This is a genomic window from Jeotgalibaca caeni, from assembly GCF_028863945.1.
GTDB lineage: Bacteria > Bacillota > Bacilli > Lactobacillales > Aerococcaceae > Jeotgalibaca > Jeotgalibaca caeni.
This window is the reverse complement of sequence record NZ_JARBEA010000021.1, coordinates 16253-39377: the sequence shown is the minus strand read 5'-3', so window position 1 is coordinate 39377 and position 23125 is coordinate 16253. Positions and strand designations below refer to the sequence as shown.

Sequence of the window (23125 nt, the reverse complement as noted above, 5' to 3'; positions counted from 1 at the left end):
AACACCTCCGACATAGTATTTGGTATTATACCATTCCGAAGGTGTTTTATATTGTCTCATTTATTTGTGTTAGTCTACTTGCTACAATAGGGAATACGGCTGTTTTTATTATGAGAGGCAATTGACATTACTGAGTCACTATCCGATAATAGTTATAGTTCTGCACAACGATAGAAAGAGGCGAATGAATGACTCAAGAGACAGTTAAGAATCCGATTATACCGCTTGACTATCCGGATCCCGATGTAATTAGAGTAGGGGATACGTATTACATGGTTTCTACAACAATGTATTTTATCCCGGGATGTGAGATTTTAAGATCTTATGATTTAGTAAATTGGGAGCATGCTTGTTTTGTATATGATAAGTTGGATAGCACAAAAGCACAGAGGTTAGAAGAGAGCGAAAACATCTACGGAAAAGGGATGTGGGCAGCGAGTTTACGCTATCACAATAACCAATTTTACGTCGTTTTTGCAGCGAATGACACGCAAAAGACATACCTTTACCGTACGGTATCGCTTAAAGAGAAATGGACAAAGACCGAAATTAAAGGCTTTTACCATGATTCATCGCTGTTTTTTGATGACGATGACAAAGTGTATCTTATATACGGAAATAGACAGATTTGGCTAACCGAACTTGAAGAAGATTTATCCGGACCGAAAGAAGGCGGGGTTCATCGTATCATCGTATCGGAAGAGGGCAACCAACGCCTGGCGTATGAAGGGGCGCATTTCTATAAAATAAAGGGCACATATTATGTCTTCCTGATTCATTCGCTACCACATGAATGGAAGCGTACACAAGCTTGTTTTATGTCTCATTCTTTAATGGGAACCTTTAGAGGTGGTGATATTGTGAATGACGATATCAACTATCATAATCAAGGAGTCGCACAAGGGGGTATCGTCGATACGCCAGAAGGGAATTGGTATGCTGTTTTATTTCAAGATCGTGGTGCAGTAGGGAGATTACCCGTCTTAACGCCGTTAAATTGGCAAGACAAATTCCCAGTCATTGGCAATAATAAAACGATACCACGCGAATTTGATGTTCCAAACCCAAAACCAGATTATGAGTATGCGTCGTTATATGGCGGTGATGACTTTAAGAATAAAACTGCGCATTTGCATGGTTTACAGTCATACTGGCAGTTCAATCATGAGCCGGATTTAAACGGTTTTAAGGTTGATTTTGCTGCTGGTTATGTGCAAATGATGAATACATCCGTACAGCAAACATTTACACAAGCGAGAAATATGTTGACACAACGAATGTTATTCCCGTATTCGGCTGTAGAAGTAACCATTGATGCTACAGGCTTAAATAATGGTGATATTGCTGGTATTGCTGCATTACAGTACCAATATGGATTTATCGGCGTAACAAAGGAAGATGATATCTATTCACTAATTGTCCAAACTACCCATAAAGAAACGGATAACTTGGCGCTTCTTAATACATTACCAGATATCACTATTAGCGATCCGAGCTGTATAACGTTTCGTGTTGAAGCTTGTTTTGATAATCAAGTGGATAGTATCCGCTTCTTTTATAAGAATTCTCAAATGGGCCCGGATCATCATGTGGCCTTTGATTTGGAGCATTTTACCGGTTGTCGGTATGCTTTGTTTAATTGGGCTACAAAAGAAATAAATGGTTCTGTGCGTTTTTCCCAATTCAAATACTTAACCTAAGACAATTCTATAGCATTTTGATAGCTTGGTTATCGAAGTGCTATAGATCTTTTTACGAAAAACAAGTCTCGTCAGTATTCAAAAAGTATCAAAGCTATTCGTTTAAGCTCATCTGAAACCTTTTCTAACGCGATTATGCCTAATTAGGCATCCTAAAATCTCTAACAAATGAATAAAGATTTCATATATGTATAAAACTAGGGGATTGTTGTTTATAATGCTCTTAAATAACTCTTTATTTTAGTTTACATAATATATATTATACTAAGTTATGTAATAAGAATAACGGCTTATGCTTCTATCAAATAAACAGTAATTTTTACGCTTTTTGGTCTCTTTAGACCTTCTACGTAAAAATTACTGTTTTTGTATTTTTTCTTGTACTATATTTTTATAAATTTGTTATTGTTTTGATTGCTTCTTGTAAGATGTCTTTTGCTACTTCTGATTTGAGTTTCGTATCTATATGGATTGGTTCTTTATTTGGTTGGAAAATAATTACTTCGTTTGTATCCTTATCAAATCCAGCTTGTGGCTTGGATACGTCATTTGCTACAATCATGTCTGCATTCTTACGTTTTAACTTATCTTGGGCATATTCCTCTAAATGATCCGTTTCAGCTGCAAATCCAATTAAGAATTGATTCTTCTTCATTTGACCCATGCCAGCTAAAATATCAGGGTTTTTTTCGAGTTCAATTTCTAAATTGCCAGCCGTCTTCTTGATCTTATGATCTGATTGGTTCACTGGTCTGAAGTCAGATACCGCTGCAGCCATCACAACGATATCTGCAGTCTCGAACTTACTCATCAATGCTTCTTGCATTTCTAATGCACTGGATACCCCTACAACATCCATTCCGAACGGACGTTCTAAATTAGAGGCCGTTACTAAGGTAACTGTTGCGCCTAGGTCACGTGCTGCTTCAGCAATTCGGTACCCCATCTTCCCTGAAGATTGATTCGTTAAGTAACGTACAGGGTCAATCCGTTCTTTCGTTCCACCTGCTGATACAACAACCCTTGTCCCTCTAAGCGGTAATTCCGCTGTATGCTGAAGCAACAATAGCATCGCTTCTTCAACAATACGGCTTGGTTCGGGTAACCGCCCCTTTCCTTCGTAGCCTTCTGCCAAGAAGCCCGTATCTGGATCCATCACCGTATATCCGTATTCCTTTAGTTTTTGTAGGTTCGCTTTTGTAGCTGGATTCTCCCACATATGTTCATTCATAGCTGGCACAATGAGCCTAGGTGCGGTCGTAGCCAATAAGGTTGTTGAAACCATGTCATCAGCAATTCCTGTAGCCATTTTCGCAATCGTATTAGCTGTCGCCGGTGCAACAATAGCTAGCTCTGTCCAGTCAGCTAGATGAATATGAGCTACGTACTGTGCTTCTTTCTCATCAAAGGTATCCAGGTAAACCGGATGTTTCGCCAAAACTTGAAAAGTCAGCGGCTGAACAAACTGAGTGGCGCTCTTCGTCATTGCGACACGTACATTCGCTCCTGCTTTAATTAATCTCCGGATAAGGTCACAAGCCTTGTAAACGGCAATTCCTCCTGTTACAAATACGGTCACATTTTTATTTTCAAGCATTTATTTTTCCTCCAGCTGTTTTGATTCTTTTTGGTGAGCGGCAAGGAATGCTTCTGCTTGTTCAATAAACGTTTCCAGCACTTTAATCCGGGCAAACTCCTTTTGATTGCCTTCTACAATGGTCCACGGTGCTTCTTCGGTACTTGTTTTCTTCAGCATATCATTCATTGCATCTTCATACATTTCAAATTTTTCATGGTTGCGCCAATCTTCATCCGTTAACTTATAGCTCTTTTCTGGATCGTTTTGTCTGGCTTCAAAGCGTTTCTTTTGTTCTTCCTTGTCAATTACGACCAAGAATTTCAAGAGCAAGTATCCTTCATGAATCAGATTATGCTCCATCTCGTTTATTTCAGCATAGGCATCTTGCCAGCGATTCTCAGGTGTGAAACCTTCTACTCGCTCTACTAGGACTCGACCATACCAACTACGATCATAAATCGTTACTCTCCCTTTTCTTGGGAATGTTTTGTAAAAACGCCACAAATAATGGTATTGGCTTTCGTTTGGTGTAGGTGCAGCAGTAGTTGCTACATCATAGCCCCGTGGATCCATATGCCGGACGAGTCGTTCGATTGCCCCACCCTTTCCTGCAGCATCCGTTCCTTCAAAAACAAGGACACAAGGCAATTTCTTCATCCATAGCTGGTACACTAATTCGCCAGCCTTTTTCTGCAAGACGTCCTTCTGATGATTATATTCTTCTTCACTGATTTTTTGTGTCCGTTCGATTGAATCGAGCGGCCGAGCTTGTTCGACTTGGACAGGTTCCCATTCCGATAAGAAGGAAGTCTCAACGTGTTGATTCAAATGGTTGCTCAGTTGGTCCATTACGTAACGTAATGCAACTCGAGAAGCATTTTTCTTGTGCTCCGTTGAAATGACCTTCCACGGAGAGTCCGGATAGTTTGTCTTTTCCAGTACTTCATCCATGTGCCCCTTATATTGATCGTAGTATTTCAATTGTTTTTTATCATTCTTAGAAATCAGAAATTTTCGCAAAGAGTCTGATTCTAATGCATCCATACGCTTCTTCATGGTCTCTTTTGTATGATTTAAGAATAGTTTGACCACTAATGTGCCATCTGCCACCAATAAACGTTCCAATAGGCTAATATCTAATAACTGGTGGTCTAATGCATCCTGTTGAAGATGCAAGTCATTCAGTGCTTCATAATAGAAGCTCCGGTCAAAGAAAGCAATATTTCCCTTTGAAGGAAGATTGCGAACAAAACGCCATAAGAATGGATGAGTCATCTCTTCTTCTGTAGGCGTTTCATACACGCTGACTTCATAATATCTTGGATCTAATTCGCGAATCAAGTCCTTTAATACGTAGCCCTTTCCAGCTGATTCCCATCCGTCCACAATGACCAACATACTGGAGTTGGTGTTTTTTAACTTCCGTTGCAGTTTCGCTAATTCTTCGCCTAGTTCTGATCGTTTTTCTTTCTTTACATCATTCGTTGAAAAATCAAAATCATTCAGCATATGCGTTCCAGCCCCTCTGCTCGTTTCTTTTATTTTAACATACTACCATCTGGAAACAGCAAAAAGTGCCGTTATCTTTCAAACGGCACTGCTTGTAAGGAGACGTGTTCATACGATCCAATGATTTTTGACACAGGACAGCGTTTATGAGCTGCATGCATCACTTTTGTGGTTTCTTCTATGGTGTGATTTTCAATTGAAACAAAAGCAGCTAGCGTAAAATAATAGCCGATTCCGTTTGGTTCTCGTTTGAAATCAACATGAACTTCCACTTTACTCTTATCCTGTTTGGAACGACCTTTCAGTAACGCTTGGATCGTAGAATTCAAACAGGTAGACCAGGACAACCCTAATAATTCTTCTGGGTTCGATCCTTCATCTGGTGATAGCGGACTGCTGATGAGGACGCGTAAGCCGTCTTTAACATAGGCTTCCCCTTCTAAGCCTTTGTCATTCACTACTTCTGTATGGAATAGAGCATCCTCAGACATGTTCTCCCTCCGATACAAAGACTACTTCATTGTTTTCCAAACTAGCAATTCGTGCCAATGATTCAATACGGATTCCGGTCTCTTCAATCCAGCGGCGACCTTTTTGGAAAGATTTCTCAATGACGATCCCGATTCCGGCAACTTCTGCATGAGCACTTCGACAAATGGACAATAATCCAGCTACAGCTTGTCCGTTCGCTAGGAAGTCATCAATAATCAATACGTAATCATCTTCATTTAAGAAGTCTTTAGAAATAGAGATTTCATTGGAAACTTGTTTTGTATAAGAATAAACGCTTGTCGTATACAAGTTATCCAGCAAGGTAATGCTTTTGTTCTTTCTACCAAAGACAACAGGAACGCCTAATGCTAATCCAGCAAATACAGCTGGAGCAATTCCAGAAGTTTCTACTGTCAGAATTTTTGTGATTCCTGCGTCTTTATATAGATGAGCGAACTCATTGCCCAACGCCTGCATCAAGGCAGGATCAATTTGATGATTCAAGAAGCGGTCTACCTTTAATACACCATCCCCAAGAATGATGCCTTCTTCGCGAATTTTGTCTTCTAGTAACTTCATTATGCGATCTCCTCCAGATTTATTGCTTATATCTTAACATTTATCTGCAGAAATGAAAATATAATTTGTTTTTATACAAACATCTCATTTAAAGAAAGCTTTTGAATTTCATTGAAGAGAGATTCAGTAGTCAGCTCCGCCTTTTCAGCCTGGTTGAAATCCCGAACAATTTGCCCGTGATGCAAGACCAGCATGCGGTTGCCATAAGTAAGTGCATCTTGGAGATTGTGGGTAATCATGATGCTTGTTAGGCCCATCTCCTTTACCTTGCGATCTGTCAATTCTAGAATTAATTTTGCTGTTTTCGGATCCAAAGCGGCCGTATGCTCATCTAGCAGTAAAATATCTGGACGTTTCAAAGTTGCCATTAATAAAGCAATGGACTGGCGTTGCCCACCAGACAGCAAGCCAATTTCAGCATCCAATCGGTTCTCTAATCCAAGACCTAGAGAAGCCAACTGTTCCTTATAAAGTTTGGTTTCTTCTTTTGACGTCCCTAGATGCAATCCCCGGCGTTCTCCTCTTCGGTAAGCCAATGAAAGATTTTCTTGTACGGTCATCCTTGGCGCTGTGCCCATCTTTGGATCTTGGAATACACGGCTAATCATGCCAGCTCGCTTCTCTTCTTTCAAATACGTAATGTCCTGGTCGTTTACGATAATTTCACCAGCATCTGGAAAGAAGTATCCGGAAATAGCATTCAGCAAAGTGGACTTACCAGCGCCATTCCCACCTACCAAAGTAATAAAGTCTCCTTTTTCTACATGAAGGTTAATGTTCTTTAAGGCCTCTACTTGGTTGACAGAACCTGGGTAAAAAGTTTTCGATACATTATTTAAGGAGAGTATGTGGTTAGGCATGAGTGTTCACTTCCTTTTCTTTCTTCACTGAATGAGTCATTTTTTTCCGGTACTTCGAGGTGTAGTATGTTTCTTTTATCTTCGGCATTGCCAAGAAGATTGCTAACATGATGGCTGAAATTAATTTGAAATCATTTGGATTCAAACGACCTTCCAGTACCAACGCCATAATGAGTCGGTAAAGAATCGAACCAACGACCAGACAAGCTAATCGAACTGTAAAGGATACACGAGTAAAGATTACTTCCCCAATGATGATAGAAGCTAATCCAATGACAATGGCGCCGATACCCATCTGGATGTCTGCATAGCCATTACTTTGAGAAACAACTGCACCTGACAAGGCAATAATCGCATTGGACATCATCAACCCAATAATCTTCATGCGATTAGCAGAGATTCCCAATGAACGTGCCATTGCTTCATTGTCTCCAGTAGCAATGAGCGATTGCCCAATCTCTGTTTTGAAAAAGGCAGTATAGAGACCGATAATGATGGCTACAAAGAGTAGGCCGATGATAATTCGATCCCAATGACGCGGCATAGTTTCGTCAAAGAAAAACGTGTATATGGTATCGAGACCAAGTAAGTTTACGTTTGCTTTCCCCATAATGCGTAAGTTGATGGAATAAAGACCTGTCATGGTCAGGATACCGGCTAACAGGCTGGGAATGTTTAGCTTCGTAATCATGAATCCTGTAACGCCTCCTGCCAGAGCTCCTGCCACAATGGCAAGAATCAAGGATAAGAAAGGATTCATCCCTAGCGTAATACATTGAACGCCTACCGCACCGCCCAATGTGAAGGTTCCTTCTGTTGACATATCCGCGATATTCAAGATACGGAAGCTAATGAACAGTCCCAAGGCTAATAGACTCCAAATAATCCCTTGCGAAACTGCTGAAACAATAATATTCATGATTCATCCTCATTTCTTTTATTCAATGTCTGCTTGCAAATCTTCCGGTATGGTGATATTTAATTGTGATGCTTTCTCTTGATTCAAAATCGTCTCAATCTCATTCGGGAACTGGATGGGATAGGTTGCTGGATCCGCACCTTCTAAAATATCAACGGTTACTTGTCCTGTCTGAGTACCGATTGCGTATTGATTCAACCCGACTGTTGCCAATCCTCCTTCTGTTACCATGGTATCTACAGATGGGAACACGGGAATTCCTCTCGCATCAGTGGCTGCAATTAATGTTTGTGTGCTCGTTGCAATCGTGTTGTCAGTTGGAACCCAGATGGCATCAACGTCCTTTGCTAACGATTCGGCTACTTGAGCAAGATCATTGGCCGAATTTACGGTTTTGCTGATTGTCGAAAGGCCTAATGCATGGGCAATTTTTTCTGCTTCCTCTGCTGAACTCAATGAATTTGCTTCACTGGAAGAATAAAGCAAACCAACCGTTTCCAAGTCAGGTACGAGCTGCAGCATCAGTTCAAATTGCTGATCAATTGGAATTTGATCACTAACACCGGTAATGTTCCGTCCTGGAGTTTCAAGAGAATCAACCAAGTTCGCTGCAACTGGATCTGTAATGGCTCCTAGGATAATGGGAATCTCTGTTGTTGCATTCGCTAATGCTTGAGCTGCTGGCGTTGCAATCCCGACCATCACATCCGCTTTATTCGTGATAAAACGTTCTGTGATGGTTTGCATATTAGACTGGTCACCTTGCGCATTTTGAAGATCAATTGTGGCGGTTTCTCCGTCTACATAACCAGCATCTGCCAATTCATCTATGATTCCTTCCGAAATGGCATCCAAGGCTGGGTGACTCGTCAATTGTAAAATTCCGATATAGGGAAGCTCATCCGTACCAGCAGTACTGGACATTGATTCAGCATCAGAAGAACCACAGGAGGTTAGAAACAAAGTAGATAATAGGATAACAAAGCTTGATAATTTTTTCTTCATGGGAATACCTCCAAATTTAATAGTATGAAAAAAACTGCCATCTGAATGACATCCATTCGAGGCAGTTTACAAAAAAACCGCCACATAGCCGATAAATCCAGTCTATGTGGCGAATATTAAATTCAGTATTCCACATAGATACATTCAGATAGCTCTGAGGCTGTATCTATGGACAGTTAACACGTCGCAAAGAACAACCTACTCTATGTGGCTTTGCCAATAAAAATAAAAAAAAGTAGTTGCTTGTAACTCTTTAGACATTTTAACTGCTCCTTCCGAAATTTGGTATCTCCATACTAACCAATGAAAATGGGAATGTCAATAGGATAATGAGAAAGAAATGAGAGGTTTTCTTAACTATATGAATTCAGTTCTTCTGCTCCTAACGGAATGTGATATAATTAGAAAGTGAATGAAGGAGGAATGCTTGTGTCTTATGATGGCATTTTTACCCACCTTATCGTGGATGAATTAAAAACAAATATCCAAAGCGGTCGCATCTCAAAAATCTATCAGCCTTTTCCGCATGAGATTGTCTTGACCGTACGGGCCAACCGTAAAAACCAAAAATTATTATTATCAGCCCATCCTTCTTATGCAAGGATTCAATTAACGGAGGAAGCACTGTCTAATCCCGAACAAGCACCCAATTTCTGTATGTTTTTGCGTAAAAATATTGAAGGTGCTGTGATCGAGGAAGTCGAGCAACTTGGAAACGATCGGATTGTCCGCTTCAAGATGAACCGGTTTGATGACTTGGGAGACTTGAAGCAACTGATCTTAATTGTTGAGTTGATGGGACGCCATAGTAATATCTTCTTAGTTGATCAAGAATCAAATCGAATTATGGACTGTTTGAAGCATGTTCCAGCCTCACAAAATTCATTTCGCCCAATTTATCCAGGTGCGGACTATCTGTTACCGCCTCATCAAGATAAATTGAATCCCTTCTCTGCGACAGCAGTAGAAATCGATTCAAAGTGGAATGATTTGGAAGAAGCTGGTTCTCCTGCTAAAGGAATCCAAACCATCTTCCAAGGAATTGGCCGAGATAGCGCTCAAGAAATTGGTTTCTATATGGAACAGGAAAATGTGCCTTTAGTAGCAGCCATGAAACAGTTTATCTCCAATGTATATGCGGGGCCGCCTGCCTTAGTCACCCAAGAGAATGAAAAGCAAAGCTTCCTTCCCTATCCGTTCCAAACGGTCCAAGGAGAGGTGCAGTCTTTCTCAACTCCGAGTGAGTTACTGGATGTCTACTATACAGATAAAGCTACAAGAGACCGGATTCGCCAAGTTGCGTCTGATTTATTACAACTGATTCGCAATGAAAAACAAAAGAACGAAACGAAAATAAAGAAGCTCCAAGAAGAACGAGTCAATAGCGAACGTGCCGATGAGTACCGGATTAAAGGTGAATTGCTGACTGCTTACCTGCATCAAGTACCGAAATCAAGTAAGGAAGTCACCTTGGCTAACTTCTATGCAGAAGAAGAGCCGCTTGCTATTTCTCTTGATCCAGCGCTTACTGCTTCTCAAAACGCGCAAAAGTATTTCACCAAGTATCATAAACTGGTGAATTCTGTGAAGCATATTGAAGAACAGCTGCAGAAAACGGAAGAAGAAAATAAATATCTAGATTCTATTGAGACACAGATCCAGCTCTCCGATCCACAAGATTTGGAAGAAATCAGGGATGAACTGAGTCAAGCCGGTTACTTGAAAACGAAGCGTACAGCTAAGAATAAGAAGAAAAAAATCAGCAAGCCGTACCACTTCCGCTCCAGTGACGGAACAGACATCCGGGTTGGAAAGAACAATGTCCAGAATGACGAGCTGACCTTGAAGAAAGCTAGAAAGAATCATATTTGGCTACATGCAAAAGACATTCCTGGTTCTCATGTGATTGTGGAGCATCCAGAGCCAACAGAAGAAACGTTGCTAGAAGCAGCACAAATTGCGGCTTATTACTCCAAGTTCCAGCAATCTGCGAATGTGCCGGTTGATTACGTCGAAGTGAAGCACGTGAAGAAACCAAATGGTGCTAAACCAGGTTTCGTTATCTATACCGATCAAAAGACTTTATTCGTCACACCAACGAAAGAGTTAGTAGAATCTTTACGTGTATAAAAAAGACGTCCGGGAAATGAACGATTCCACGGACGTCTTTTTTTATGCTTCTTTAATTAAGGATACTTTTTCTTTGCCGTCTACTTCTTGAATCTGAACTGAAATCTGTTCGCTCAAAGAAGTAGGGATATTTTTCCCGACATAATCCGCTTTGATTGGTAATTCGCGGTGGCCACGGTCAATCAAAACAGCGACGGTAATTCTCTTCGCTCTGCCTAAATCCATCACTGCATCCAGACCCGCCCGAATTGTGCGTGCTGTAAAGAGAACATCATCCACTAAAACGACATGCTTTCCGGCAATCGGAAATGGGATATTGGTATTGTTCAGAACAGGATTGCCGTCTTCTGTAAAGTGCTTGTCATCACGGTATAGAGTAATATCTAACTCTCCGACCGGGACATCCACTCCTTCGAAATCTTTGATCCGTTCCTTGATGCGGTTCGCTAGGTAAATTCCCCGTGTGCGAATACCAACAAGAACCAAATTTTCTGTACCGCCATTGCGCTCTAAGATTTCATGTGTAATGCGAGTTAGCGTGCGCTTCATGGTAGCAGCATCCATAATGCTGATTTCTTCTCTCATGGCTATTGCTCCTTTTTAGTCTTGTTTTCGTAATTCTTTTAATTTTGCTTCAAAGTAGTCAGGAAGTGGTGCTTCAAAATGAACCCGCTCTTCTGTTAGGGGGTGAATAAAGCCTAGTACACCTGCATGCAAGTATTGTCCTTTTTTAGCAACACTATCAATCGGGCCGTACATCGGGTCTCCTACGAGCGAGTGATTAATGTAATTCATATGAACCCGAATCTGATGAGTCCGTCCTGTTTCAAGACGTAAACGCAACAATGTGTAGCCATGGAACGTTTCCAGTCGTTCAAAATGGGTAACGGCTTGCTTTCCTTCCTTTGCGACCGTACGTTTCAAACGATTCGTTGTCATCCGTGCAATCGGGGCGTCGATGGTTCCTTCTTCGTGTTGCACCTCACCATGCACCAAGGCGAAGTATTCCCGTTCAATCGAATGATCATAGAACTGTTCCGCCAATTTTTGATGGGCTGCATTATTTTTGGCAATCACCAATAGTCCCGATGTATCCTTGTCAATCCGGTGTACAATTCCAGGACGAATGGTTTGAGAGCCTTCTGAAAGCTCATTTACATGATATAAAAGAGCATTTACCAGGGTACCGGAAAGATGACCTTTCGATGGGTGAACCACCATTCCAGCCTCTTTGTTGACAACTAAGACTGCCTCATCTTCATAAATAATTTCAATCGGGAGGTTTTCTGGCTCAATCGCCAACGGTTCTTCTTCCACTTCTTCAAAAAACAGCAAATCTCCTGGTTGCACTTGATAATTTGTCTTTACGATTTTCCCATTGACTAGAATATGTCCGGCTTTGATCCAGTTTTGGATTTGGGTCCGCGTATATTCACCCAGCAATTCGGTCATGACCTTGTCAATACGACCACTTTCGTTATTTACCTTAAACGTTTGCGTTTCATTTTCCATTATATTCCTACCTTATTGTTTTATTTCTGTTTCATCTTCTTCAAAAAATAGGACGTAGATAATCATTAAGCCTACACCGATCACTAAACAAACGTCTGCTACATTAAAAATTGGGAAGTTAATGAAATCAAAGCGGAACATGTCTACGACGTATCCATTCATTAAGCGGTCAATAAAGTTCCCAATCGCACCCGCCAAGATAAAAGCGAAACTCCATCCTGCTAGTTTGTGTTGAATCTTCGATTTGTGGAAGGTATAGACGAGGTACAAAACAACCACAGCGGTAATGATATAGAAAAACCACATCCGTCCCGCAAAGATTCCCCATGCTGCGCCTGTATTCTGGATATAAAATAATGAAAACCAACCAGGGATCAGGACTTGTTCTTCATACAACTCAAAATTTTGGACGATTCCCCATTTTGTTAATTGGTCAACCACGATTAAAACCGCTGCAACGATATAGTATAAAAGCATACTTTTTCCTCTCTTGTTTCATAGTTAGTCGATTCATCATTCCCTATTGTATACGAAAAAGCGAGAAACCTAAAGAGGATTTCCTCCTTTCTACTTTCTTGAAGGAGTATGTTATCTATTGAATTTGCTGGAGTGGTATGGTTATAATAAACCAGTATGAGATTTTAAAGTAAAGGAGCCATTATTTTGAGAAAAAGAGTTTTAGGATTGGTGCTGATGAGCGGGCTGTTTTTGGCAGGCTGTTCCAATGAAGCGGCCAAGCTGCAAGAAGAAATCGATTCGGTTTCTGCAGCTAAAGAAGAACTTGTGGTGTCATTAAACGACATCCAAACGAAAGAAACCGAGCTACAAGGGAACTTCAACGAATCTCTCGAGGCAGATGAGGAACTGAAAAACTTTGCGGACAAAACGGCTTCCGTGTATACCAACATGGAGAGTAGAAAAGAAACGTTAGCAACAATCTCGGAAACATTGGAAACGATTCAAGAAGATTATGAAGATCTATCAGCCTTTGATGAAGAATCTCTTCCAATGGACCAAGTGGCTGCACTTACGGACACAATTAAGGAAATGGATACTGCTGTAAAAGCATATGTCCCTGCCTATGAAGAACAATTAAGCAAAGAAGAAGAAGTTTATCAATCAATCGGTAGCGAAGAAGCGGACTTTAACATACTTTTTGATGGAGTATCTACTTTGAATGAATTAAGTGATGAAAATGTGGAACGCCTACGCCCATTATTGGAATGGTTCGAAAAATTTGATACCCAAGCTAGTGAGCTATCAGCTGAACTTGCTGCTATGGAAGAAAAATAAGGAGGAAGATGATGAAACAAAAATTAACACTCCTCTTCCTCACTCTATTCACGCTTACAGCTTGTACCAGTAACGCAACAGAAAAGGAAGAGTCTGCGTCCAGTTCTGTAGAATCGGAAGAAGTAGCAGAGTCGACAGAAACAACCGAAGAAAGTTCCGCAGAAAGTACTAGTGAAGCACCAAGTGAAGAACCAGTTGCTTATGCGTATACCGTTAATCCAGATATTTTTACGATTGAACCAATCGAAGATGCTTCAAGTGAAGTCGCACTCTTAACGTTTGACGATGCTCCACAAGAGCATTCCTTAGCAATTGCAGAAACGGTAAAAGATAAAGGTGCCAACGCTATTTTCTTTGTAATGGGACAATTCTTAGAGGATCCTGCTAATAAGGAAATCATCAAACAAATTCACGAAATGGGCTTTGAGATTGGAAACCACTCTTATTCCCACCCTGTTTTGCCTGATTTAAGCTATGAAGAACAGCTTGAAGAATTAATTAAAACAAATGACTTAGTAGAAGAAGCTACGGGCGAACGTCCTCGTTTCTTCCGCGCTCCTCATGGGATGTATGACGATAATGTTCTAGCTATTCTTGAAGAAGAAGGCATGGTAAATATGAACTGGACCTATGGATATGACTGGGAAGAACAGTATATGGATGGCGCTGCTTTAGCAGATATTATGGTGAACACGGAATTCCTTGGCAATGGTGCGAACTTATTGATGCATGACCGCCCATGGACAGAGGAAGCCATCAGCTCCATTATTGACGGTTTGCGTGCGAAAGGATACGAACTTGTAGACCCAACCATGATTGAATCACCAAACAGGGAGGTACAATAACAGAATGAAGAAATTATTTCAAACAATAGCTGCTTCTACCCTATTGTTGCTTTCGGTTAGTTCTCTGCATGCTATTTCAGCAAGCGAAAGCGCAAGTTCAAGCGAAGAAGCAGGTAATAAAAGTGTATTGACACTACGGGAAGAACCTTTTCTTACCCCACCATCCATGAGCGAACTGCCACAGAAATTTTATTATGACAGTGGTGTAGACATCGCTTATCCAGAAGACGGTGTAAAAGGAATTTATTTAACTTCCTACTCAGCTGGTAACCCAGATAAATTCAATGAACTAGTTACTTATATTAACGATACCGATTTAAACGCAATGGTTATCGATATTAAGGATGACCATGGATATGTGACTACCGACTTCCAATCTGAAGACGAACACATCAAGAAAAATACCATTGATTATATTCCAGACATTGATGCGTTGATGCAAACGATGGAAGAACATCAAATTTATCCAATTGCCCGGATTGTAGCATTCAAGGATTCTCTCCAAGCGCAAAATGAACCGAGCATGTCCTTCTTGAATCCAGACGGTTCTATTTGGGAATACGGCAACGGTGAGTTGTTCATTAACCCATTCTTAAAAGAAACATGGGATTATGCTGTAAACGTTGGGATTGAAGCTGCAAAAGCTGGCTTCAAGGAAGTGCAATTTGACTACGTACGTTTCCCAGAAGTATTTTCAGATGATAGCAACGGGTTAACTTACAGCCTCGGAGAGTATGAGAATATGGATCTCGAACCTTATGAAAAACGGGTTCAAGCTGTTACAGACTTTGTAGCCTACGCACGTGAAAAATTGATGCCGTATGGTGTAGAAGTATCAGTAGATATCTTTGGCTATGCAGCAACTGTTCCAGAAGCTTCTGGAATTGGACAAGATTTCGCTGGTATCTCAAACAATGTTGATGTAATCTCATCAATGATTTATCCAAGTCACTGGGGAGCATCCTATTTTGGAATTGATCGTCCAGACTTGCATCCATATGAACTAGTGGATGAGTACATGAAGGTAGAATTACCTTTATTAGAGTCTTTAGAGAACACACCTGTTACCCGTCCATGGTTACAAGACTTCACTGCTTCTTATTTAGGAGAAGGTTATTATCAAGTTTATGGACAAGCGCAAGTAATGGAACAAGTGCAAGCTTTGAAGGACCACGGTGTTACCGAATTCCTATTATGGAATGCATCGAACGAATATACGTATTAATCAGATGCAAAAAGAAACGAGGTAGGATTTATAATCCCGCCTCGTTTCTTTTTGCGTCTACTCTACCAACACATTTTCATTCGTCGATAGGAAGCATAGATACGTCTCTGTTACTTTTTTCTTTTTAATATCTTCCAATGCTTCGCGGTAAACAATCATTTGTCCGCGGTATTTATCCAACAATCCCTTCAGGTTTTCTCCAACATAGTCCGTCTTGAAGTCAAAGAGGAGAATATGATCCGGATATTCAATAAAACCGTCAATAATCCCGTGAATTAGGATATGATCGTTTGCCTCTGGTTGGATGCCTTCAAAAATATTGCTTGCCCGCATCAACATGGTAAAGGGTACTTCTCTCTTCAAGTGATGTGCATCTGCCTGCAACCTTTTTCCTAATTCTGTTGTAAAAAACTGAACGATTTGATTATGATTAATCAAAGAGGCTACTTTTTCCTTGATACTGCCCCGCTCTACTAAGTTTTGAATCAAGTCCTCGATAACAGGTTCTGTAACGGGTTCAGCGATGTTTAAGTTTTGCATCACATAGTGAACAGCAGTCCCAATTTCCGCATTTGAGGGACGTGTTTCCTCTTGAAGGAATGTTGGCCGAGCAAGCTCAGGCTCCACATACCGTGCTGCAGCTTCTTGTTGCCCAAATTCAAGCTGCAACAGCTGCGCATTATCAGGGTCTTCAAACAGCCGCTTGATTTCTGAAACGGACTGATAACTTGTTGTCCGAGTTGCCATTTCATGGGGATACGTTGCTTCCATAAGACGGACAGCCATTTGATAATCCCGTTCGGAAGCAGTTGCCGATTCCTTGACAGAATTGGTTGCCAAAGAAGTAATGCGCTCATCCCAGTCTACTTCTTCTTCTAAATCAACCGTCACAAAATTCCCTAGTAAATCCTCTTCTCCTTGGAAACTGATAGAGAAAGATACTGGATCATTAGCTAATTCCCCGCGGTATAATTTTATTTCTGAATCAGGACGAACACTTCCGTGACGATATAAACTTAAACCAACCCACTTCATTAAGTTGTTGGCATTCAAACGCAAATGATCTGGAATGACACGGTCGGCAGTTTCATCGACTGCTCCCCACTCCTGCCACATTTTCTCCTTTGATTCATAGGTACCGACCAGAAACAGCTTTTGCTCTGCACGAGTCAATGCAACATAGAGTTTACGCATTTCTTCTGCTAGTAGCTGCTTCTTCTTCTCATTAGCTAAGGCATAGGTGGTTAGAGAAGGGTAGCGCATCCGATTATCAGAATCAAACAAGTCTGTTCCAATCCCGTACTCTTCGGAGAATAAATAGCGTCCCCGAATATCTTGCATATTAAAACTTTTCGACATGTCCATTACGAAGACAACCGGAAACTCGAGTCCTTTACTTGCATGAATGGTCATGATCCGAATCGCATCTTCGTCCTCGCTAAAAGTGGTTGGCTCTGCTAAGTCTTGATACCGTTCCTGAATCCGCTCAATGAAGCGAATAAACTGGAAGAGACCTTTGTAATTTGTCTTCTCGTACTTCTTGGCTCGTTCATAGAGAGAGTGTAAGTTGGCGGCACGCTGTTTACCAGCGGTCATCCCACCCACGTAATCTAAAAAATGTGTCTCTTCATAAATTCGCCATATTAAGCTGACTAAGTTATCATGACGAGCAGATTGACGCCAATTCCGCAACTGTTGCAGGAATAAGGTAAGCTTTCGGTACCCTTCCTGTTCTTCTTCTGTAGCAGTTGCTTCTCTCTCCGCAAACGAGGCTACAAAGGACGACACTGCATCATAGAAGTCACCATACGGGGAAGAAAGTCGGATGGCTGCAAGTTGCCGCTCATTTAGCCCTACAATCGGTGAACGCAATACAGCGGCTAATGGAATATCTTGTCTTGGATTATCGATCACTTTTAATAGAGATAGAATTACCGTGATTTCCGTTCGTTGGAAAAAGCTCTGTGAATCATTCAAGATTACCGGGACACCATACTCCTTGAAGGTTTCCAAAATCAATAAGTTGTTTTTCTTGGTTGGAGTCAAGAGCACAATATCCTTGTACGAAATCGGTCGTTCTGATTTAGTCCGTTTATCATACAAGAGCACCTGATTTTGTACCAGATCACGAATTTTTTGAGCGACCATCGTGACCTCACCGGTAGCCTTATCATCTATTCCCCAATCCAATTCGGGATCTCCTTGGAAGGTAAGTTCGGCCACCTGCTCAGACTCTCTTTGTCCTTCTCCTTTTAGATAAATGATAATTTCTGTTTCACATTGCGGAGCTTCCGGGAAGGATTGATTTCCCTGTTTCAATTCTGCCAGCTCATCATAATCCATCTGCCCTACTTTTTTGTCCATCAGCTGAGTGAAAACAAAATTAGTGAAGGAGAGGACTTCTCCTCGTGAACGGAAATTGTCAGCCAGGATAATACGTTCTCCACCTTGTGACTGGCCAAATTTCTCGTATTTTTCCAAAAACAAACCTGGATCTGCCAAGCGGAAGGCATAAATGGATTGCTTCACGTCTCCTACCATGAATAAGTTTTCTGTATCTGGGTGATGACGGGTTACCCCATAGAGAATCCGTTCTTGGAGCTTATTCACATCTTGGTACTCATCAATGAGTACTTCTTGGAATTTCTGGCGGTAATAACGGCTGGCTTCACTCGGACCCCGTTTGCCGTCTTTTAGCGGCAGCAAGATTTCTAACGTCAAATGTTCCAAGTCATTAAAGTCCAGCATATTTCCGGATAGTTTGCGGTTCCAATAGGCATCTGTGAATCGTTTCGTTACCCGAATCATTTCTGCTACATAAGGTTTGCTTTCTCGAATGACCCATTCTTGATCTTGTTTCGATCGATTGAAGAAGGCATCCTTTAAGGTAGTGAAAGCTTTTTTCGATTTATCACGCAAATTTTTCATTTGTGCTTTTACTTCTTTATCGGGGTCATCCTTTTTGCTCCTAGGCCAAGTAGCAAAAGATAGTTGCTCCAATCGGTCAAATCCTGCCTCATAATCATCTTGATCGATGGCTTCTCGTACCGCCCAAACATGAGCTCGTTCCGATTCCAAAAGGTCACGTTGTTTGACGGTACCTTCTCCCTCGCCGGCCATATGGATGGCAGCATCCAAGTCATACAGTATACCGTCCAAGTCTCTTTCTATTTGTGGCTTTAACAAGTCTTGGTAAAGGGAGCTTTTTTCTAATCCCTCTTCCATTTCATAGAGATTGATTAATTGACTTAACCATTGCACTGGTTCAGGATTCGCCCTTGAAAAGTTATACAAAGAGAATATCAAGTCTTTCAGCCCTTCATCATTCCGGTCTCCAGAATAGGCCTTTGCCAACGATTTGAAAAAGGTACCCGGTTCGCCGTAGAGCGTCTCTTTGAGATCTTCCCACACGTCCTCTTTCAGCATATCAATTTCAATGGCATCACCCATCATGCGAAACACAGGGTCAATTTCAATGAGATAGAAGAAGCGTTGAATGACTTTTAAGCAGAAGGCATGAATGGTACTGATGTTGGCTTGTGGCAAGAGAGTTGTCTGCCGCAAAAGATGCCGGTATTGCTCTTCCGTTACAGCCGTATTGATGGCATCTTGGATGGCAGTTTGAATTCGTTCTTTCATTTCACTGGCAGCCGATTCGGTAAAGGTGACGACAAGAAGCTCATCTACATGGACACCATTCTTAATTTTTTCAATAATCCGTTGGACCAAAACCGTCGTTTTTCCGGATCCAGCAGAAGCAGCAACAAGGATATTGTCTCCGCTTTGATGAATCGCTTGCCACTGATCATCGGTAAAGCGGTCATTAGCTGTTTTTGGTGGGATATTCGCTAAGTCTTTCACCCTATTCTTCCTCCTCTTCTTCTGTTTCCTTTAGAAGCAATTCTTCTTTTAATCTCTCCAAAACTTGTTTCTTATTCATCTTTTCCAAACGCCGGTATCTGTTTTCACGTAACGTGCTGTCGAACTGTGAAACAGCACGGTATGGTCCTTGTACAGAAGGAATGTACAGCCGGTCTTTTACCGGATTCATTTGCAGTTCACCGGACAAGATGCGTTCGCCAGCTTCTTGAATACGGCGCCGGTTATTTTTCATCAGCAGGTTTAATTCTTCTTGAGTGACCAGATCATTCAAGCTACTATAAAATTCACCCTTATTCGTATATCGGAAAGGAAGCACCAAGGAAGAAGCACCATCTGTTACATGAGGATCCATGGCATCCGTAATGGTACGGTCAGCCACAATCAGGCCTTTCCACTTGTTTTCTTCGATTAGTTTTTGTTCAAAGAGATCAGCAGACGGTTGTTGCAATACTTCTAAAAATGGATTTTTTACGTGTAGATAAAAAGCTCCGGCCGGTACAGCTTGATTCACCATCAGTTGTTCCGCATTCATCATTGCCACATCTAAGTAGGTAATCATTTGCATGGCCAGTCCATAGTAAGCATCTTCAAACTGGAAGGTATGGCGACTCGATTTATAATCCATGACGGTGAGATATTGTTTGCCGTCTTGTTCTACCTTGTCGATGCGGTCAATCTTACCGCGAATGGAAAGAGATTTACCTCCTGATAAAGGAAATTCTAAGCCTTCCAGTGCATTCGGTACACCAGCCTGACCAAATATGGCTTCCGTCCGGAGATTCTCGAAGGTTGTTAACGAGCGCTGTCCTTGAATCACCCAGGATAGTCGGTAAATCGTATCCTGTAATTGTTCCTGAATGAACCGCATCCGGTTGGAACTGGATAGAATCGCATATTTTTGTGATCCAAATAAATTCTTCAGTACATTTTCAGCAATTTGTTGAACTTCTTCTTTGGATAAATCTTTCCTGCCACGCATTTGGCGCACAATATGTTCCAGTGCCTCATGGTAGAATTCACCTGTACCAGCTGCAGAAAGTTCATACTTTTGGCGTTCCTTCAAACGTAATCCATATTTTAAGAAGTGACTGTATGAATCTAAGTAATAGCTCTCCAACTGAGAAACTGATAAATACAAGTTCTTCCCATACAGTTCGGTAGCAATTTCAGGTGTTAACTGTGCGGGAACATTTTTGTACTTCAAGCTGGCAAAAATGCTAGCCATAGCCGGCTGAATATCTTGATCGCGGTATACGTACGATAATATTTTCCGCCACAAAAGAGGCATTTTTTCGTTTGAAGTTAGTTGATGCCGCAACAGTTTTACCAATTGGGCAACGTTTTGAATCTTCGTTCCCATAAAGTTCGCTGTTTTTTCTGCGTCAATCACATTTGCTGCTCGGTGTTGAATCGGTATATCAAAGTCCTTGGCAATTCGAGCTACATAAGGAGACAATTTCGCGACTCGACTTTGTTCCTCGCTGCTCATTGGATAAGTGACAACCAACTTTTCTTTCCCTGCTAAAAAGGCTTGATACGCAATATACGGTTCAGACGCGGTAGATTGATCAATCGATGGTCGCAAGTACTTCCCTTCTTCACCAAGTGACTGTTGCAAGGAGGCACGTTCTTCTTCGGTCAACAAAGAGCGATTCTCGTGCGCTTTAGGCAGTTGATCCTGTGTTGCTCCAATGATGTAGACCACTTTTGCCGGTTCAAATCGAGCACCTTCAATACTAGAAAAGATGACTTGATCCAATGTAGGTGGAACAATGCTGTAGGTAGCCGTTTCGAAACCGGTCATCAAGATTTCATGAAAGACTTGCTCGTCATACGGCATATCGCCTAAAGTTTCTACATATTCATCCAATAGGAGAGTGAACGTCTTCCAGACTTGTTCATGCTGTCTTGCCCGGTCCAAGTTCCCTGCTTCTAAGGCTTCGTCACGCCAAAAAATAATCTGTTCATTAATACGATTCCGCTCGAGAAAACGGTACAACGCCAAAGCCGCATCTCGCCCTGTTTTGATTTTTGGCAGACCGCGATAATAAGGAAGGAGCGTCTCTTGTAAGAAGCGTTTGATTATATTCGCTTCGGCCAGCCCTTTTACTTCAGGCGTTTGATTCAAACCGTCTTCTTCGTCGCCGAAGTCGTAAACCTGCCAGTCGTCCTTCTCAAACCATGCATTTCCTTCAAAGCCATATCCTAATAAGATGTTTTCAGTTTGGTCCACCTTGTCGCGGTATTGATCCAGCCACGTTTGTTTCGAAGCAAGGTCTGCTTCCATCTCCATAGCAGGTACAAGTAATTCAGTGCGCAAGAGCCGCATAATGTCTGGATAACGCCAATAATTCATCCGTATGCGAAATAAACTATCAATAAAATCAGTGAAGGGATGGTGTCTCATTTCTTCTGCTTTATCGTAGAAGACACTCAAATTAGCCTTATTAAATAAAGGACTCAAAATGGTTTCATAATCTTCTACGCGCCGAGCCAAAATTAAGAAGTCTTTATAACGATATCCTTTCTCTTGCACCAATCGGTTGATATTGTTCGCTACATGGAAGATTTCGGCTTGTTTTGTATCACAAGCCCAAACTTCCATCAGCTCTTGAACGGGAGCAAGTTCATAGTCTAGTGAGGATTGTTTCGTGCCTGAAGTCGTTTGGATCCAGTAATGATCCAAGGAGACCATGCCTTCTTGGTATCCGTCTACTTGAGTAACAATCCGCTTGTCTTGCAGAACGGGAATACCATGTGATCGGGCATATTGATAGAGATTAAAATACGTGCTGCCAGCTGCATAAAATAAATCATGCAGTTCAGGAACCCGTTCCACATATGGCTTGTCTAAATCGAGTACAAGGGTTACTTTTTCTGCGTGGTGCAGAAACGAGTGCAAAATTTGCAGTTCTTGAGCTGAGAAATAATAATATCCTTCGATATACAAGTAAACATCCGTCATGTCGGACTGTTCGACCATTTCAGCCAGTGCCTCCAGCAGCATCTCATACTGCAAATATCCCTCATCCATTTTCTGACAGTAGACCTCATAAATCATGGCTAATTCTTTCAACTTGAGCTGTCGATCGGCTTGACGAATCGATTCATCTCCTTGATGTAGAGCAACTTCTAGGTCCGCTACCTGAATTCTTCCAGCGCGCAACTCCTTAAATAGATCGGTAAGTTGTTGGATAAATCCTTCCTTATCGATTTCACGTCTAAATAAAATCAAATCATCTGCTTTATCCAGTAAAATTTTCCGTAACAGCATACTAATTCCTGCATCACTCAGCTGTCGGTATTGAAAAATAGGTTGATCGCGCAAAAAGAACCACGCTAACCTACTGAAACTGAACACTTGCAGATTGATGGAACCCATAAAGTTTGGATTAGCTTTTTCTTCTGCTTGCCATAGTTGCTCCAAGATGTTCATTTCACCTTCAAACTTCGCATGCTCAGGAACAATGACAAAGAACGTCGCATTTGGTTTTTCTGTCATTAATGCTTTCATTTCTTCGATATAGACTTTTCGTTTATCGGCAGTCTGTGGTCCGATTAGAAATTGGAGACTCATTTCTTCAACCTCTTCTCT

General features: G+C 41.4%; 17 protein-coding genes. 5 read left to right on the top strand and 12 right to left on the bottom strand.

The genetic code is table 11. The features are described from left to right. Positions 1 to 188: 188 nt before the first annotated feature. Complete coding sequence (locus PVE40_RS06175) at positions 189 to 1700, top strand: glycoside hydrolase family 43 protein (RefSeq protein ID WP_274731010.1); 1512 nt, start codon at positions 189 to 191, stop codon at positions 1698 to 1700. A gap of 391 nt (positions 1701 to 2091) precedes the next feature. On the opposite strand, the gene coaBC is transcribed toward PVE40_RS06175, so the two are convergent. The 7 genes from coaBC to trpX form a co-directional block, all read right to left on the bottom strand. Further along, positions 2092 to 3297, bottom strand: coding sequence for a bifunctional phosphopantothenoylcysteine decarboxylase/phosphopantothenate--cysteine ligase CoaBC (gene coaBC, locus PVE40_RS06170; protein WP_274731009.1), 1206 nt, complete (start codon positions 3295 to 3297; stop codon positions 2092 to 2094). Further along, the gene (locus PVE40_RS06165; RefSeq protein ID WP_274731008.1) at positions 3298 to 4788 is read right to left on the bottom strand and encodes a phosphate:AMP phosphotransferase; all 1491 of its coding nucleotides are present in this window, start codon (positions 4786 to 4788) and stop codon (positions 3298 to 3300) included. Between the two features lie 71 nt (positions 4789 to 4859). Continuing rightward, entirely contained in the window at positions 4860 to 5279 is a 420-nt protein-coding gene (locus PVE40_RS06160) for an OsmC family protein (RefSeq protein WP_274731007.1), read from the bottom strand. Beyond that, on the bottom strand, positions 5272 to 5859 hold the full coding sequence (locus tag PVE40_RS06155; protein WP_274731006.1) for a xanthine phosphoribosyltransferase: 588 nt from the start codon (positions 5857 to 5859) through the stop codon (positions 5272 to 5274). The genes PVE40_RS06160 and PVE40_RS06155 overlap by 8 nt, the downstream gene beginning before the upstream one ends. Positions 5860 to 5930: 71 nt before the next feature. Further along, on the bottom strand, positions 5931 to 6719 hold the full coding sequence (locus tag PVE40_RS06150; protein ID WP_274731005.1) for an ABC transporter ATP-binding protein: 789 nt from the start codon (positions 6717 to 6719) through the stop codon (positions 5931 to 5933). Then, a complete protein-coding gene (locus PVE40_RS06145; RefSeq protein ID WP_274731004.1) occupies positions 6712 to 7638 on the bottom strand; it encodes an ABC transporter permease in 927 nt (308 codons plus the stop codon). The genes PVE40_RS06150 and PVE40_RS06145 overlap by 8 nt, the downstream gene beginning before the upstream one ends. Before the next feature lie 18 nt (positions 7639 to 7656). Continuing rightward, a complete protein-coding gene (gene trpX / locus PVE40_RS06140; RefSeq protein WP_274731003.1) occupies positions 7657 to 8643 on the bottom strand; it encodes a tryptophan ABC transporter substrate-binding protein in 987 nt (328 codons plus the stop codon). Between the two features lie 429 nt (positions 8644 to 9072). Here trpX and PVE40_RS06135 point away from each other — a divergent pair, with 429 nt between their 5' ends. Further along, the gene (locus tag PVE40_RS06135) at positions 9073 to 10773 is read left to right on the top strand and encodes an NFACT RNA binding domain-containing protein (RefSeq protein ID WP_274731002.1); all 1701 of its coding nucleotides are present in this window, start codon (positions 9073 to 9075) and stop codon (positions 10771 to 10773) included. 42 nt (positions 10774 to 10815) lie between these two features. On the opposite strand, the gene pyrR is transcribed toward PVE40_RS06135, so the two are convergent. From pyrR to lspA, 3 genes are read right to left on the bottom strand one after another with little or no spacing between them, the layout of a single operon-like run. Next, positions 10816 to 11358: a bifunctional pyr operon transcriptional regulator/uracil phosphoribosyltransferase PyrR gene (pyrR, locus tag PVE40_RS06130; RefSeq protein WP_420828515.1), complete on the bottom strand. Its 543-nt coding sequence runs from the start codon at positions 11356 to 11358 to the stop codon at positions 10816 to 10818. A 15-nt stretch (positions 11359 to 11373) separates the two neighbouring features. Further along, positions 11374 to 12285 carry an RluA family pseudouridine synthase gene (locus tag PVE40_RS06125; protein WP_274731001.1) on the bottom strand — a complete coding sequence of 304 codons (912 nt, stop codon included), beginning with the start codon at positions 12283 to 12285 and terminating at the stop codon, positions 11374 to 11376. A 12-nt stretch (positions 12286 to 12297) separates the two neighbouring features. Next, the gene (gene lspA, locus PVE40_RS06120; protein WP_274731000.1) at positions 12298 to 12762 is read right to left on the bottom strand and encodes a signal peptidase II; all 465 of its coding nucleotides are present in this window, start codon (positions 12760 to 12762) and stop codon (positions 12298 to 12300) included. A 186-nt stretch (positions 12763 to 12948) separates the two neighbouring features. Here lspA and PVE40_RS06115 point away from each other — a divergent pair, with 186 nt between their 5' ends. The 3 genes from PVE40_RS06115 to PVE40_RS06105 are packed head-to-tail and all read left to right on the top strand — an operon-like array spanning position 12949 to position 15648. Further along, on the top strand, positions 12949 to 13578 hold the full coding sequence (locus PVE40_RS06115; RefSeq protein WP_274730999.1) for a YkyA family protein: 630 nt from the start codon (positions 12949 to 12951) through the stop codon (positions 13576 to 13578). Positions 13579 to 13589: 11 nt separating this feature from the next. Next, positions 13590 to 14423, top strand: a complete 834-nt coding sequence (locus PVE40_RS06110) for a polysaccharide deacetylase family protein (RefSeq protein WP_274730998.1) — start codon at positions 13590 to 13592, stop codon at positions 14421 to 14423. A 4-nt stretch (positions 14424 to 14427) separates the two neighbouring features. After that, positions 14428 to 15648, top strand: coding sequence for a putative glycoside hydrolase (locus PVE40_RS06105; protein ID WP_274730997.1), 1221 nt, complete (start codon positions 14428 to 14430; stop codon positions 15646 to 15648). Between the two features lie 57 nt (positions 15649 to 15705). Here PVE40_RS06105 and addA read toward each other — a convergent pair whose 3' ends face one another. Together addA and PVE40_RS06095 are read right to left on the bottom strand one after the other, a co-directional pair. Next, on the bottom strand, positions 15706 to 19509 hold the full coding sequence (gene addA, locus PVE40_RS06100) for a helicase-exonuclease AddAB subunit AddA (RefSeq protein ID WP_274730996.1): 3804 nt from the start codon (positions 19507 to 19509) through the stop codon (positions 15706 to 15708). A gap of 1 nt (position 19510) precedes the next feature. Next, a complete protein-coding gene (locus tag PVE40_RS06095; RefSeq protein WP_274730995.1) occupies positions 19511 to 23107 on the bottom strand; it encodes a PD-(D/E)XK nuclease family protein in 3597 nt (1198 codons plus the stop codon). Positions 23108 to 23125: the final 18 nt, after the last annotated feature.

Excerpts from the sequence above, each read along its gene's own strand:
- PVE40_RS06155 (WP_274731006.1), bottom strand. The coding sequence starts at position 5,859 with ATGAAGTTACTAGAAGACAAAATTCGCGAAGAAGGCATCATTCTTGGG.
- PVE40_RS06095 (WP_274730995.1), bottom strand. The coding sequence starts at position 23,107 with ATGAGTCTCCAATTTCTAATCGGACCACAGACTGCCGATAAACGAAAA.
- lspA (WP_274731000.1), bottom strand. The coding sequence starts at position 12,762 with ATGCTTTTATACTATATCGTTGCAGCGGTTTTAATCGTGGTTGACCAA.
- PVE40_RS06125 (WP_274731001.1), bottom strand. The coding sequence starts at position 12,285 with ATGGAAAATGAAACGCAAACGTTTAAGGTAAATAACGAAAGTGGTCGT.
- pyrR (WP_420828515.1), bottom strand. The coding sequence starts at position 11,358 with ATGAGAGAAGAAATCAGCATTATGGATGCTGCTACCATGAAGCGCACG.
- PVE40_RS06105 (WP_274730997.1), top strand. The coding sequence starts at position 14,428 with ATGAAGAAATTATTTCAAACAATAGCTGCTTCTACCCTATTGTTGCTT.
- trpX (WP_274731003.1), bottom strand. The coding sequence starts at position 8,643 with ATGAAGAAAAAATTATCAAGCTTTGTTATCCTATTATCTACTTTGTTT.
- PVE40_RS06150 (WP_274731005.1), bottom strand. The coding sequence starts at position 6,719 with ATGCCTAACCACATACTCTCCTTAAATAATGTATCGAAAACTTTTTAC.
- PVE40_RS06165 (WP_274731008.1), bottom strand. The coding sequence starts at position 4,788 with ATGCTGAATGATTTTGATTTTTCAACGAATGATGTAAAGAAAGAAAAA.
- coaBC (WP_274731009.1), bottom strand. The coding sequence starts at position 3,297 with ATGCTTGAAAATAAAAATGTGACCGTATTTGTAACAGGAGGAATTGCC.
- PVE40_RS06145 (WP_274731004.1), bottom strand. The coding sequence starts at position 7,638 with ATGAATATTATTGTTTCAGCAGTTTCGCAAGGGATTATTTGGAGTCTA.
- PVE40_RS06110 (WP_274730998.1), top strand. The coding sequence starts at position 13,590 with ATGAAACAAAAATTAACACTCCTCTTCCTCACTCTATTCACGCTTACA.
- PVE40_RS06175 (WP_274731010.1), top strand. The coding sequence starts at position 189 with ATGACTCAAGAGACAGTTAAGAATCCGATTATACCGCTTGACTATCCG.
- PVE40_RS06160 (WP_274731007.1), bottom strand. The coding sequence starts at position 5,279 with ATGTCTGAGGATGCTCTATTCCATACAGAAGTAGTGAATGACAAAGGC.